The following is a 13,365-nucleotide window of genomic DNA, read 5'->3' as shown; positions in this document are numbered from 1 at the left end:
CACCCCCTCACCTAACCTCTCCCCGTAGGGGAGAGGAATAATTAAACGGAGGAAAAATGAACGGAAATCATGTTATGCCTATTGAGATCCTGCTGGTGGAAGACAATCCTGGGGATATACGGCTGACTACCGAAGCGCTTAAAGAACAGAAACTGTATAATAACCTGCATGTGGTAACAGACGGAGTTGAAGCAATAGCTTTTCTTAAGAAGGAAGGCAAATACTCAAAAGTGCCGAGGCCTGACCTCATTTTATTAGACCTTAACCTTCCCAAAAAAGACGGCCGCGAAGTTCTAAAAGAGATAAAGACCGATGACTCTTTAAAGTCTATACCTGTAGTTGTATTAACGGTTTCAAAATCTGAAGAGGACATACTAAAGTCCTATAACCTGCACGCCAACTGTTATATTTCAAAGCCGGTAGACCTTACCCAGTTCATGAAAGTGGCTAAATCGGTCCAGGAGTTCTGGTTTACCATGGTTAAACTGCCACCGAAACTATAGATAGTTAATTAAGGTGATTTATGCACAAGAACCATATGAATATTCTTATTATAGATGATAACTCGGGAGATGTCAGGCTTGTCTCTGAGATGCTTAAGGAAAGCTCTGCCCAAATCATTAAAATACCGTCTGCCGGCAGTATAGCAGAAGGTTTAAAACTTCTTAAAGAAGTAAAGTTCAATGCTATCCTTCTTGACCTTAATTTGCCTGACAGCCACGGGTTTGAAGGGCTTAATAAACTCACCGCGCTTTATCCTGATTTACCCATTATTATGTTAACCAGCCAGGAAGATGAGAGCACAGGCACACTGGCTCTAAAGAATAATGCCGCGGATTATCTATCTAAGAATCATCTAAATGCCGATTTACTGCTGCGCAGTATCAGGTATTCAATAGAACGTAAAAAAAAGGAAGAGGATTTTCGCAGGCTGAACCGCACTCTTCTTGCGTTAAGCCATTCAAGCCAGGCTATAGTCAAGGCAAAGGACGAAGATTCCTATTTAAAAGAGGTTTGTAAGATAATAGTTGAGGATTGCGGCCATACAATGACCTGGATAGGGTTTGCTGAAGAAGATGAAGCTAAAACCGTCCGGCCCGTGGCCTTCGCTGGTTTTGAAGATGGGTACCTTGAAAAAGCGGGTATTACGTGGTCAGACACCGAGCATGGCCGGGGGCCCACAGGCACGGCTATCCGCACGGGAGAAATAATTAAATGCGCAAATATGGACCAGAACCCAAATTTTAAGCCCTGGCGCGATGAAGCCCTGAAGAGGGGGTATTCCTCTTCTATAGTTTTTCCTTTAAAAGCGGGCAAAAAAGTTTTTGGGGCGGTTTCCATATATTCAAAAAATGAGGATGATTTCTCTGAAAACGAGATAAACCTTCTTTCTGAGCTTGCCAGCGTCCTTTCTTACGGCATAATGGTTCTTCGCGATAAAGAAGCCAAGAATAAAGCGGAAAAATTCCTGCAATGGTCCGGGAGGTATCAAACTTTGTTGTCGGAATCAGCTTCTAAACTGCTTGAAGCTGTGGAACCTCAGAAATTAATTCAGGAGATATGCCGGAATGCCATGGAGCTCCTTGACTGCCAGTTCTTTTTTAATTTTCTTTTTGACGAGGGTAAAAACAGGTTAAAACTTAATTCTTATTACGGTATAGCAAAAGAAGAGGCAAAAAAAATCGAATGGCTAGATTTTGGGGTGGCTGTCTGCGGTTGTGTTGCCCGCGACCGCAAACGAATTATAGTGCAGGATATACCAACAACTAAAGACCCGCGGACAAAGCTTGTGGAGAGTTACGGAGTGCTTGCTTACTGCTGCCATCCGCTTTTGGTAGAAGATAAACTTATAGGAACGATCTCTTTCGGAACCAGCGCCCGCAAAGCATTCAGGCAGGATGAGATATTCGTTATGAAGGCTGTTTCAGACCTTGTAGCTGTAGCTATGCGGCGCAAGCAGGCAGAAGATGTGCTTAAGCGTGATAAAGAAACTATTGAAAACCTGGTAAAAGAAAGAACCCTGGCGTTATTAAACGCGCGCTTTGAACTTGAAAAAGCAAGGCGCCTGTCTGATATAGGCACATTGGCCACCACAGTAGCCCATGAACTGAGGAATCCTCTTGCCGCTATAAACATGGCAGCGTATAATATAAAAAGAAAAGCTCAGGACCCTGCTCTTGAGAGCCACCTTGCAACGATACAAAAAAAGGTGATAGATTCCAACCAGATTATAAACAACCTTTTATTCTATTCAAGGATAAAACAGCCCCAGTATGAAAAGGTAAATTTGATAAATGTTCTTAATGAATGCATAGAAAGCGCTTATGCAAGGCATACAAACAAATCTGTCAGGGTGAATAAGGAATACGGTCCTCTAAAAGAGGCGGTAATTAAAGCGGACGAGTTCCAGATGAAAGAACTATTCGGCAATATACTGAACAATGCTTTTGACGCGGTTTTAAATAACAAAGGCGAGGTAGGCCTGTCTTTGAAAGTCGAAGATAACTCGGTTTTTGTTGTTATTAAAGATAATGGGGTAGGTATTGCAAAAGATGCGCTCGATAAAGTTTTTGACCCGTTTTTTTCCACCAAAGCCCGTGGAACTGGTATCGGGCTTTCTATCTCAAAGCAGATAGTGGAGCTTCATCACGGCGAGATCAAAATAAACAGCAAAGAAGGCGAAGGAACCAGCGTCTGTATTACCCTTCCCAATTAGGGGACGTAAATTCGCAGATGCCGGGAATATTGACTTAGATAAAGATATAATAGTATGATATATCAAGAAATTTATAAAAATAAAATACACTTACGGACTTACGGAGGTTAAATGAATGTTCATATTGTTCGGGCAGAAGCTCTTGTTTCTGCAATTAGGACGCTTCCTAAACAAGAAAAAAAGATAATTCTGGAAGAGCTTATTACTGATATGGAAAAGGATTTTAGTAAAGAAGAATGGTTTAAGATTGAAAAGCTCGCTGATAAAAAGAGTAGAGTCTATAAGGATTCTGATTCATTTTTAAAAGCTTTAGCTAAATTGTAAAATGCGCTAAGAACAAAAATCATTATTTATCAAGTCAATAAAGAAATTAACGCCTGAAAAAAAAACAAGAATTAAAGATGCAATAAAACAGCTGGTTTTTGCTTTAGAATGTAAACAAAATCCTCAAGGGCTTGGTTTAAAACATCTTAGAAAGGATTTTTGGGAAATAAGAGTGAATCTTAAAGACAGAATAATTTTTCGTTTATCAAATGATTTGGTCGAATTTATTCTAGTTGGCGACCATGATGATATAAGTAATTTTCTTAGTAATATATAAAAGCTATCATGGTTGTCCTTAGCCCACTTCCGATAAGGTTTTCAAATAATATTTTTACAATCAATACTACCAGCTAAATGCCAATACATTGTCTTTTTAAAAATTTTCTTCCTGCGTTACTCTTAAGACTTCTTCTATAGTGGTAAGGCCTGCCAGGATTTTTCTGAAACCGTCATCCCTCAGTGTCTTCATATTCTTTTTCAAGGCTTCTTTTCTTATATTTCCGGCTGAGGTTTTCTCTAAGACTAAGCGGCGCAGATCGTCATCAAGGAGCATTAACTCATAGATGCCTGTGCGGCCTTTGTATCCGGTATGCCTGCATTCATCACAGCCTTTGCTTGCCTTATAGATTATAGTGTTTCTTTCAATATCCCTGAACCCCAGCTTTGTAAGGAAGTCTTTATCTGAGGTGTCCTGCACCTTGCATTTCGGGCAGACAAGCCGTATAAGCCTTTGCGCGAGTACAGCTTCAACAGAAGATGAGACAAGGTAAGGCTCTATGCCCATATCCACAAGGCGTGTTACAGCCCCTGCCGAGTCATTCGTATGAAGGGTGCTGAAAACAAGATGCCCGGTCAAAGAGGCCCTTATGGCTATCTCGGCTGTTTCCTGGTCCCTTATTTCGCCTACCATTATAACGTCCGGGTCCTGCCTTAAGATCGAGCGCAGGCCGTTTGCGAATGATAATCCTATTTTTGAGTTTACAGGCACCTGGTTTACTCCCTTAAGCTGGTATTCGATAGGGTCTTCCACCGTAATTATTTTTTTGTCAGGGAAGTTTATCTTGCTTAAGCACGCATAAAGTGTCGTGGTCTTACCATGGCCTGTAGGGCCTGTGGCAAGTATTATGCCGTGCGGTTTTTTAATGAGTTTTTCTATCGCTGTCAAATATTCTTTTGAAAGGCCCAGCTCTCCAAGCCCGATGAACATCTGGCCTCTCGGCAGTATCCTTAAATCTATGCTTTCACCGTGCAGTATAGGAAGGGTTGAAACGCGTATATCAACGGTTTCCCCGTTTATGTTGAATTGTATCCTGCCGTCCTGCGGGAGCCGTTTTTCTGCGATGTTCATATCCGCCATTATCTTTATTCTTGAGGTTATTGATGACTGGAAAGTTTTTAAGGAAGCAGGCGTTGGTATTTCATGCAGGATGCCGTCTATCCTGTAGCGGACTATAAGGTCATCCTCAAAAGGTTCCAGGTGTATGTCCGTAGCCCTGTCCTGGTGCGCTTCGCATATTAATTGGTTCACAAAATTTATTATGGAAGCATCTCCTGTGTTTGTTTCTGCCAGCGTTTTTACTTCCTCTAAATGCAGCGGGCCCCCGCTTATTGTTTTTGTTTCTTTATCTGCCAGTTCTTCTATAGTTTGGCCCCCGACACCATAAATAGTTTTTAAGGATTTAAGGATATCCGCTTCCGGGCATAAAACGGGCCTTATGCCGCATTCAAGAATAAGCCTTAAATCGTCAAGAGCATGCAGGTTAAGCGGGTCAGTGACAGCTACCGTTAATACGCCGTTTTCCTGGTTTACAGGAGCTATTTTGTGCCTGTAAGCGAACTTTGCAGGCACTTTCTCTGCCAAAGTAACATCAATCTTAAGCCTTGAGATATCTTCAACAGGGATGTTGAACTGGCGGGAAAGAGCTTCAAGTATATCTTTTTCCTTCGCATGCCCGTGTTTTATCAGCAGTTTCCCGAGCCGTTCACCGCTTTTTTTCTGTTCTGATAAAACTGAAGAAAGCTCTTTTTCCGTTATTTTCTTGTCTTTAAGCAATATTTGCCCTATCTGTTCAGTTTTCATAGTATAAGACCAATGATAATTAAACGGTTTAAGGCTTACCGTTTACCGATTCTGTACCTCTTCAGTTTGAATCCAAAGGCTTGCTACCTCAATTTGGACTCTTATTATTTTAGGATCTTCTGTTTCTCCGGTAATTTGCAGTTTTCTTACCTTCAAGGGCAGCTCTGAAGTTTCTATTTCATGCACCATCTTAGTAAGAGAGCCAAGCGTGCAGTCCATTTCTATCTGCACAGCGATTTCTTCATACCGGCCTTTCTTAAGCGCTGTCAAAGGATATATGCTTGCTATCTGCCTTATCCCTGAATTTTGCGCTATCTTGCCCGCAAGAGAGCTTAAAGCTGTGAGCTGTTCCTGGCTGTCAGGCTTAAAGTAACCAGAAGATAAAACCTGTTTTGCTTTTGCCTCAAGCTCATTCTTTTTTTCAAGGAGCGCAGCGTATTCCTTGTATCTTGAAGCAACGTCACCTGTCAAGGCTGCGGTGTTAAACACAGGTTCTAAGATATAGATATAGCCAACAGAGCCAAGCCCTGCAAAAACCGCTATAAATAGAAGTATCAATTCGCTGTTCTTCATTTTAACCTTTTAATTCAAGCTCTCAGTATCGTTCATAACACAGGTTACTTCAAAATCCACAAGGCCGGTTTCTCCTATTTTCACTGCGTGGGCTCCCTTGTTTGAAACCTGAGAAAAGCATTTTAGTTTAGAAAGCTCAGTTATAGCTTTAGAGCTGGCAGCATACGACCCTGCCCTGGCATCAAGCGTTACAGTGTTCTGGCTCAAGTCATACTGGAAATTTCGAATATAAATGCCTGAAGGAAGGCCAGCGCTTATTTCTTTTAAAACCGCCAGCGCTCCCGGGTTTTTGCCTTTGAACCTGGTTATCAAAGCCAGGGTATCATTTATTTTCTTAAGGTTTTGCAGTTCAGGCTTGTGTTGTTCTATCATCTTTGCCATTTGTCTTTCAGATGAAGCATTCCTGTAAACTGTTAATCCATAAACAAGGGAAAAAATTACAGCAACTCCTGCCGCGATAGCTGCAAAGGCGGAATAGGCTTTATTTTTTCTTTTCTTAATTATGCCATCTTTAATTTCTTCAGGAAGAAAGTTTGGTTTATGGGGTTCGGCAGGCCTGCGGGTAAGAGCCGGGGTTTGCTCAAGAGAAGGCTCGTGCTTTGAGCTTTGCCTATAAATAAGCGGCTCAATGATAAGGCCAACCGGCAGCAGGCATTTATTCAGTTCTTCAGGCAAGATTTCAGGCGCTATAGATAATCCTTCAATTTCCTTTAATACAGTAGAATTAAAGGTTTCAAGTTTAAGCTCAGAACCGGGTTTTTCTATATCAAAACCAGCCAGGTAGTTAAGGGATAAAACCCTGTCTATCTTTAAGCCTGAGTTTTCGGAAGAGAATATAGTGATGGTGTTTTCGATTTCTTTTGAAAGCATTCCATTTGAAAACTGCAACCCCCTGCTCATAAGAAGGGTATTGTTTAAAAAAATGTCAAACTCAAAATATTCTTTCCCGGGTTTAAAAACAGCGAAAGGCTCTTTACCCGGAAGTTTCAAAGACGCAACAAGGTTATTTACTGCAAAGGTGCTGATACTTATTTCATCCGGCATAAGGCCTGCGGCTGCAAATACAGCAAGCAGTGTTTCCACCGTTGATTTCTTTACCGCAGCAAGGAAAATAATATTGTTCGATGTTTCGCTTAAGGGCAAAGAGCCTGCTTTATCCTGTAAAACAGAAAAAAAATCTATAACAGCGTCTTCTGCCGGGAACGGCAGGTGTTTTTCTGCTTCGAACCTTAGCATACTTTTAATTTCACGAGGACTCCCTGGTGGAATAGTTATTTTCTTTAAAAAAACCTGGTGGCGGGGGATAAAAGTTACAAGCTGCGATTTGCAGATATTATATTTTTCGCTAAGCTTTTTTAAAGAAGGAACCAGGCCCCCGGGTATTTCAAACGAAGCTTCCTCACAGGCGGTTAACAGCACAGCCTTTGAATTTATTCTTGCCTGCACAAGATTTATCTTTTCAGGGTTAATTTCGATTGAAGTTGTTAAGGGCGCCATAAATTAAAGCTCTCTTAAATAAATAGTCTTTATATCTTTACCGTTTCGTTTAAGCACAGTTTCGAGTTCTTTTAAATAACCGCCTTTCCCGGCTTTAACATAAACTTTTAGAAAATATGACCTGACTGTAATCAAATCCTTTATCTGAGCATAGGTTTCGGCCCCTACTATGTCGCTAAGTTTTTGTATGTTGTCATACGGCAGGTCATCGCCTGTCCCTTCTTTAAGGTCAGAGCCGTTCCTGTTCGCTATCACAGCCTGCGCCAGGCTGTAATCCATGCCGGGCAAAGACATTAAAGCTTCCAGGGAAGCTGTATTTATATTGACCTTTCCGCTTGAATGAACTGTGGCACACTTTTTCAGTTCATTAACTATATTTTCGTTAAACCCTTTTACTAAATTCAATTCATCCATACAATCAAGAGGCCCGTTCTTACAGTGCAGGGGAGATTTTAAGGACCTGTAGTACGGTTCTTCTGCTCCATCCGGCAAGTACTCAAAATCCGCATCCTTCCAATCCAGGAGAGAGTCCACCAGTTCGTTTTTATTTGAAACCCTGTCAATAGCAGGTATCTTCAAAAGAACCTGGCGCGGAGCTGTATTTAAGTTTATCGCGCTTTCACCGTCATCAACCCGGACATACACGCTTGCATCTTCTGTTTCGTAGTTTTTTTCAAAAGATGTTTTCCAGTTTTCCTTAAGCGAATCGTAATCATTTGTATCTAAAGAGGCTTCAAGCTTCACCTTTTCTATCGCAGACAACGCGGAGTTCAATAACTGAAAGTCTTTTAAAGGATAGGAGGCCTGTTTCCTTTCAAGCCTTGCGGTATAGGAACCCGCTACAGCTATTGAGCTGAGCGCAGCAGCTACCCAGAGTACTATTATTAAAGCCAGGCCTCTTTCATTTCTTAACATATACAGGTATTAGCTCCGTTACCGGTTTTTTATCGTTTTCAAAAACAAACTTTATCTGGACCTGGAGCGGGAGGGAAAAAGAAGATATTTTAGAGTTTTCCGTACCCCATTCTTCGCTCCAGTTTTTTCCATCAAAATATGTAATGTCCAGGCTTTTTACCAATGGCGCAGCTTCAAAGAGCCTGCCTTCTGTTTCTTCAGGGGCATAGGAAGGAAACCCCTTGTTTTCTTTTATTAAACCCTTTCCAGGAGAAACATAATAAGATACAACCGCCAGCCCGCCGTACTTTGAACCCGTGCCAGGAAGGGCAGTAACAAAAGTTATTTTATCGGAATTTCCGGCGCCTGTATTGTGTTCTCCGATAAATATCGCATTTTTGTTCGTATCGGAAACGTAAGCGCACCTTAGATCTCTTGCCATCATACGCCAGGCTTGCCGCAGGCTCTGATTTCGATAGTTTGCCTCTTCCTGTTTCTTCTGAGCCTTAAGCCCGGTTGAAAAAGCCGCATAAACAGTAGTTATAACCATCACCAGAATAGTGATGCTTATAAGAAGTTCCAATAGGGTAAAGCCCTTAGGGTTCAAATTTCTGCAATGTGAATTGGGCATTTTTTTCAGTTCCATGTTCTATCCATTTTATGCTGTATTTATACTGGCTAAAATTATAGTCAACTTTTGATTTATTTACTTCGTAGCTAAAACCCGGTGAGTCCTCAAAATTACCGGTACGACTTCCCAAAACATACTTATTCGCTTCTATCTCTCCCAGGAGACGGGCTGCTAAGGCCGAGGCCTGTGTAGTGTTAAGTGAAGAAGCGCCAGAGCGGATAAAGCCTGCTATAACCTGTGTGCACATAACAAGGACAACACCCAGTATTAAAAGCGATAACATTATCTCTAACAGCATAAAACCCTTATAGTCTCTTAACATAGAGTTTATTCCCTCTAAATTCTTTCTTTCAGCCGCTGCTTATTGTTCTGCGATCATTGTTCTACCGGTGCTTCCCTGATATTTCAGAGCAAGCTTGTTTCCTTGTGCGTCGTTCATGGAAAGACTGAAGTCCTCGCTTGTACCGTCCGGGTTAAAAACAACTTCCTGTTGGCTGATGTCTTCAATAGTAATGTTCTGTGAAAGCAGCCGTTTTCTATGCAAAGAATCTTCAAAAGGTTTATAATCTTCCTTTAAACCGCCAAAACCGCTTTTAAAAAACAGTTGGTAGCCTTTAAGGCTGTTATCAAAGCTGAGCCTGTAATAGCTGTTCCGGGTAAGGGACAGATCCCTTGCATAACGCAAGGTGGCTGCTATCCCGTCAGCCGCTGAGTGCAATTGCGTGCGGCGTGCGAAGCTGCCCATTTTGGGCCAGGCTATCGCGAACATAACTGAAAGTATAAGGCCGACCAGGCAAACTTCTACCAGTGTAAAACCGTTATTATTTATTTTCCCAATTAGTAACATCGTCATTTGTTCCTTCAAGGCCGTCAGCTCCGCAGGAATAAAGGTCAAAATCCTTGTTATGAACGCCCGGGCATTTGTAGCTATAGGGCTTACCCCAGGGGTCTTTTGTGACATCCTTCTTCATATACGGGCCTTTCCAGTTTTTAAGAGTTACAGGCGCGTTCCTTAAAGCGTTAAGCCCTTCGTCCGTGGCAGGATACCTGCCGTTGTCAAGTTCAAACGTGTCAAGAGCAAGCGAAAGGTTCTCTATCTGAAGTTTTGCCGCGCTCGTGCGCGCTTCCTCGCTTTTCCCGACAAGCCTTGGCAGTACCACAGCGGCAAGTATGCCGATTATGGTTACTACAAGCATTATTTCGATTAAGGTGAAACCCGTGCTAATTTTTCTAAAATTCGTGACATCCCGCAATGGAAGGGTGAAGCCTCTGTTTCTTTTGTTGTTCATTGATGACTCCTATAAATTATAGTTGTCTTGTCATGGGTCGTGTGTCTTGAGTCAAAAAACTCTCAAAACCCGTCATGAGTATTGAGCCATGGGTAGTGTGTCAAGACCCAAGACCCATGACTCATTACTCGGTTCTGTTGTTTTATCGTATTCCAGTGCTCATTTGAAAAACGGGCAGCAGCATGGAAATAGCTATAAAACAAACTACTATGCCTGCAAAAAGAATTATTACAGGTTCAAGAAGCGTAGTCAGGGTTTTCACTGAGTATTCGACTTCGCGGTCATAAGTGTCGGCTGTTTTAGCCAAAGACTCTTCAAGCCTGCCGGTCTCATCGCCTATAGATATCATTTCAGAAACCATGGGAGGAAAGAAACGGCTTTTAGTTATAGGCTCAACAAGTCCGTGCCCGTCTTTTACGCTTTTGTATATTTTTTCGATTTCCTGTTCAAAGACCCGGTTGCCTATGGAGTTTTTGGCCAGGGCAAGCGCCTCAAGAACAGGAACGCCGTTGCCCAGCAAAACGCTCAGCATCCTTATAAAACGGGATATCAGGTCTTTCCTAAAGAAAGCGCCGAATAAAGGCAGGTTTAATTTTATTTTTGAAAAGACTTCCCTGCTTTTGTCAGACCGTGAAAATTTTACCGCGAATACAGATAAAGCTGCGGCTATAAGCAAGTACAGCCACCAGCCCTGCCTTAGAGAATTACTTATGCTTATAAGTATCTTTGTAGGAAGAGGTATGGACTGCCCCAAATCCTGAAACATAACCTCAAATCTTGGTATCACAAAACCGAGAAGGAAAAACACGCTTAACAGGCCTACACCCATCATTATCGCAGGGTAGGCAAGAGCCGCGTTTATGCGGTACCTTAACTCGGTCTCTTTTTCATTAAATTCCGCCAGTTTCAACAAAACTGAATCCAAAAGGCCTGCTGATTCGCCGGCTTGTACCATGCCTAGGTAAATGTTGGGGAATACTTCAGGGTATTTTTTGAGCGCCTGCGACAGGCTGAAACCTTCCTGGACCATAACAAGGATTTCCTTTGTTATTTTTTTAAGCTCCTCATTTTCAGTAGCTCTTTCAATGACTGACAGGGCTCTTGTAAGAGTAAGCCCTCCCTTTATGGAGTCTGCGAGCCTTCTTGTAAAAAGAGTTTTGTCTTTATGCCCTATTTTGTTGTACTTAAAAAGCCCCGGTAAGTTAAAGGGTTTTTTGGCAGGCTTTAGCCAGACCGGAAAAAGGTTAGAGGACTGAAGCGCGCTTACAGCTGCTTTTTCATTTTCAGCTGAAATAGTATCTGAAACCTGTTGGCCAGAAGTGTTTTTTGCTGTATATAAGAACAAGGGCACAATAACTCCTTACCTTTATTTTTTGGCTTCTTCGCTTGATAGATTTCCGCTCATAAGGCGCGGTGTAAGGAAAACTATAAGCTCGCTCTTAGATTTTTCGGTTGATGTCCTGCCAAAAAGAGAGCCTATTAGAGGGATACGGCAAAGAAGAGGGATACCCTCGACTTTCTTTATTTCTGTTTCTTCAGTAAGGCCTGCGATTACTATAGTTACTCCGTCCTGCACCATGACCGTTGTTTCTGATTCGGATGTGCGTAAGATAGGGATTTCGTTGTTTTGGGAAGTTGTTAAAAGCCGGTCAACTGAGCTCAATTCAGGCCTGATCTTCATCGTTATATAGCCGTCATCGCCTATATTAGGGGTAACGAATAATTTCATTCCTACATCAACAAAATTAACGGATTCCGCAACTACAGGGCTTACTGTTGAGGTGCCGGCATTTATAATCTGCGTAGTTACATAAGCTTCCTTTGTGCCGACAAGGATTCTTGCTTCCTTGTTTTCAATAGCAGCTATACGGGGCGATGCTACGAGGTCCGTCTTTCCCACTGTTTGAAGCACATCGATTATGGCTGAAAAATTGTTCGTATTAAGAGTCCCTACATTCAACTGTATGCCGTTATCGCCGCCGACTTTAATAGGTATGTTCTTTATATTGCCGAGGTTTGCAACTACGCGGCCTGCTATGGCCTGGTCGTTTATTTTGCTGAACACGCTCTCCCAGTTTATGCCTATCTTGTTTTGATTGCCGTGCTGGAGTTGAACGATCCTTGCTTCTATCAATACTTCCTTGTGCCGTTTATCAAGCGATGCTACCAATACCGCTATATCTGCCAGTTTGTTTTCACTATCAGTAATTATAAGCTGGTTGCTTCTTTCGTCTATCTGGATATCGCCTATATTAGGGCTAATTACGTTCTTAAATTTGTCAGCTATGTCTTTAGCCCTGGCGTAGCTTAAGGGAAACGCTTTTGTGTCTATTTTAACATCCAGTGTTTTTATCATTTTTTTAATGTCATTTATATTGTCCCGTGTGTCTATTATTATTAGCGAGTTTGAAGCGCTGTCGGCTATGATTTGGCCTATCTTGCTTTTGACATTAGTAAGGGTCTTTAAGACGTTGTCAGCTTTCCCAAAATTCAGCTTAACTATCTCAACGGCGGTCCTGTCATAAAACTTTTTTCCGTAAACCTTTTCATAATCAGTCGCGGTCATTACCTTTATTACCTTGTCTTCATACACATAGGCCAGGTCATTCATTTCAAGTATCATTTTAAGGGCATCCCTTGCATCCACGTCCTTAAGGTAAATTGTAACGCTTCCTTTGACATTATTGCCTGCGATTATGTTAAGGTCGCTTTTCTGGGATATCATTTTAAGCACGGATAAAATATCCATTCCTTTCAAGTCAAATGAGATCCTTGATGACCTTGCGTGCTCCTGCGGCTTTGCGGGTTCAAAAGCCGGGGTTTTAGGGGTTTCTGCCAGGCTTGGTTTACTGGGAAGCGCCTCTGTTTTAACCTGGGCCGTCGCATAAATATCAGGAGTAACAGATGATGCTTTTGAAGAAGTGGCGATTGTTGAAGATTTGTCAAAAGATGTGTCGGGCTTCATGTTTTCGGGCTTTGTCCGAACCTCCTGGTTCGTGGTACCTGTAGAAATAGCCGGAGCCTCTGTAGCAGCATCGAACTCCTTATTCAGGCCTATCCTGCCAAAAAACAGCTCCCATTCTTTTGTCTGCATGTCAGCTTTAGGCTCAAGGTCCAGTTTCTTGAAGATGTTTATCCATTCCTCTGTTGTCAAAACGCCTTTTGTTTCCAGGTTTATCTTATCCAGGGTTTCGCTTGAGCGGGTTATGCTGTTAATGAATTTTTTGTCGGTTTTACCGCCGATTTCTTCTAATGCGATTTTCCATTCACCCGCTGACATCTCTTTCATCGAAGCAAAAACTGAAATAACAGGCAGCAGTACAGCAAGAACAAATAAAAATAGTTTTTTCATTTTTTATCC

13 protein-coding genes are annotated in these 13,365 nt (G+C 42.0%); 3 read left to right on the top strand and 10 right to left on the bottom strand.

The features are described from left to right. Positions 1-56 precede the first annotated feature (56 nt). The 3 genes from LHV68_06490 (at position 57) to LHV68_06480 (ending at position 3,040) form a co-directional block, all read left to right on the top strand. Entirely contained in the window at positions 57-503 is a 447-nt protein-coding gene (locus LHV68_06490) for a response regulator (protein MCB4791520.1), read from the top strand. Between the two features lie 20 nt (positions 504-523). Beyond that, positions 524-2,716 carry a GAF domain-containing protein gene (locus LHV68_06485; GenBank protein MCB4791519.1) on the top strand — a complete coding sequence of 731 codons (2,193 nt, stop codon included), beginning with the start codon at positions 524-526 and terminating at the stop codon, positions 2,714-2,716. A 111-nt stretch (positions 2,717-2,827) separates the two neighbouring features. Then, entirely contained in the window at positions 2,828-3,040 is a 213-nt protein-coding gene (locus tag LHV68_06480; protein ID MCB4791518.1) for a hypothetical protein, read from the top strand. Between the two features lie 373 nt (positions 3,041-3,413). Here the strand turns inward: LHV68_06480 and gspE are convergent, their stop codons facing one another. From gspE to LHV68_06430, 10 genes are all read right to left on the bottom strand, one after another. Continuing rightward, a complete protein-coding gene (gspE, locus tag LHV68_06475) occupies positions 3,414-5,120 on the bottom strand; it encodes a type II secretion system ATPase GspE (protein ID MCB4791517.1) in 1,707 nt (568 codons plus the stop codon). 42 nt (positions 5,121-5,162) lie between these two features. Then, on the bottom strand, positions 5,163-5,693 hold the full coding sequence (locus LHV68_06470) for a hypothetical protein (GenBank protein MCB4791516.1): 531 nt from the start codon (positions 5,691-5,693) through the stop codon (positions 5,163-5,165). A 9-nt stretch (positions 5,694-5,702) separates the two neighbouring features. Further along, positions 5,703-7,190 (bottom strand): pilus assembly protein PilM, encoded by a 1,488-nt coding sequence (gene pilM, locus LHV68_06465; protein MCB4791515.1) that lies wholly within the window; start codon positions 7,188-7,190, stop codon positions 5,703-5,705. A gap of 3 nt (positions 7,191-7,193) precedes the next feature. Beyond that, positions 7,194-8,105, bottom strand: a complete 912-nt coding sequence (locus LHV68_06460) for a type II secretion system protein GspK (protein MCB4791514.1) — start codon at positions 8,103-8,105, stop codon at positions 7,194-7,196. Continuing rightward, positions 8,092-8,730: a prepilin-type N-terminal cleavage/methylation domain-containing protein gene (locus LHV68_06455; GenBank protein MCB4791513.1), complete on the bottom strand. Its 639-nt coding sequence runs from the start codon at positions 8,728-8,730 to the stop codon at positions 8,092-8,094. The genes LHV68_06460 and LHV68_06455 overlap by 14 nt, the downstream gene beginning before the upstream one ends. Beyond that, entirely contained in the window at positions 8,681-9,037 is a 357-nt protein-coding gene (locus LHV68_06450; GenBank protein ID MCB4791512.1) for a hypothetical protein, read from the bottom strand. The genes LHV68_06455 and LHV68_06450 overlap by 50 nt, the downstream gene beginning before the upstream one ends. A gap of 39 nt (positions 9,038-9,076) precedes the next feature. After that, positions 9,077-9,568 (bottom strand): GspH/FimT family pseudopilin, encoded by a 492-nt coding sequence (locus LHV68_06445; GenBank protein ID MCB4791511.1) that lies wholly within the window; start codon positions 9,566-9,568, stop codon positions 9,077-9,079. Continuing rightward, complete coding sequence (gspG, locus tag LHV68_06440; GenBank protein MCB4791510.1) at positions 9,537-10,004, bottom strand: type II secretion system major pseudopilin GspG; 468 nt, start codon at positions 10,002-10,004, stop codon at positions 9,537-9,539. The genes LHV68_06445 and gspG overlap by 32 nt, the downstream gene beginning before the upstream one ends. A 142-nt stretch (positions 10,005-10,146) precedes the next feature. Beyond that, entirely contained in the window at positions 10,147-11,355 is a 1,209-nt protein-coding gene (locus LHV68_06435) for a type II secretion system F family protein (protein MCB4791509.1), read from the bottom strand. Between the two features lie 15 nt (positions 11,356-11,370). Then, positions 11,371-13,356: a hypothetical protein gene (locus LHV68_06430; GenBank protein ID MCB4791508.1), complete on the bottom strand. Its 1,986-nt coding sequence runs from the start codon at positions 13,354-13,356 to the stop codon at positions 11,371-11,373. Positions 13,357-13,365 lie beyond the last annotated feature (9 nt).

Origin of the sequence: Candidatus Liberimonas magnetica (genome assembly GCA_020523885.1) — a bacterium.
In the GTDB taxonomy this organism is placed as follows: domain Bacteria; phylum Elusimicrobiota; class Endomicrobiia; order Endomicrobiales; family JAFGIL01; genus Liberimonas; species Liberimonas magnetica.
The sequence above is the reverse complement of the archived record's forward strand: the minus strand, read 5'-3'. Positions and strand labels throughout refer to the sequence as shown.

Excerpts from the sequence above, each read along its gene's own strand:
- LHV68_06490 (MCB4791520.1), top strand. The coding sequence starts at position 57 with ATGAACGGAAATCATGTTATGCCTATTGAGATCCTGCTGGTGGAAGAC.
- LHV68_06485 (MCB4791519.1), top strand. The coding sequence starts at position 524 with ATGCACAAGAACCATATGAATATTCTTATTATAGATGATAACTCGGGA.
- LHV68_06480 (MCB4791518.1), top strand. The coding sequence starts at position 2,828 with ATGAATGTTCATATTGTTCGGGCAGAAGCTCTTGTTTCTGCAATTAGG.
- gspE (MCB4791517.1), bottom strand. The coding sequence starts at position 5,120 with ATGAAAACTGAACAGATAGGGCAAATATTGCTTAAAGACAAGAAAATA.
- LHV68_06470 (MCB4791516.1), bottom strand. The coding sequence starts at position 5,693 with ATGAAGAACAGCGAATTGATACTTCTATTTATAGCGGTTTTTGCAGGG.
- pilM (MCB4791515.1), bottom strand. The coding sequence starts at position 7,190 with ATGGCGCCCTTAACAACTTCAATCGAAATTAACCCTGAAAAGATAAAT.
- LHV68_06460 (MCB4791514.1), bottom strand. The coding sequence starts at position 8,105 with ATGTTAAGAAATGAAAGAGGCCTGGCTTTAATAATAGTACTCTGGGTA.
- LHV68_06455 (MCB4791513.1), bottom strand. The coding sequence starts at position 8,730 with ATGGAACTGAAAAAAATGCCCAATTCACATTGCAGAAATTTGAACCCT.
- LHV68_06450 (MCB4791512.1), bottom strand. The coding sequence starts at position 9,037 with ATGTTAAGAGACTATAAGGGTTTTATGCTGTTAGAGATAATGTTATCG.
- LHV68_06445 (MCB4791511.1), bottom strand. The coding sequence starts at position 9,568 with ATGACGATGTTACTAATTGGGAAAATAAATAATAACGGTTTTACACTG.
- gspG (MCB4791510.1), bottom strand. The coding sequence starts at position 10,004 with ATGAACAACAAAAGAAACAGAGGCTTCACCCTTCCATTGCGGGATGTC.
- LHV68_06430 (MCB4791508.1), bottom strand. The coding sequence starts at position 13,356 with ATGAAAAAACTATTTTTATTTGTTCTTGCTGTACTGCTGCCTGTTATT.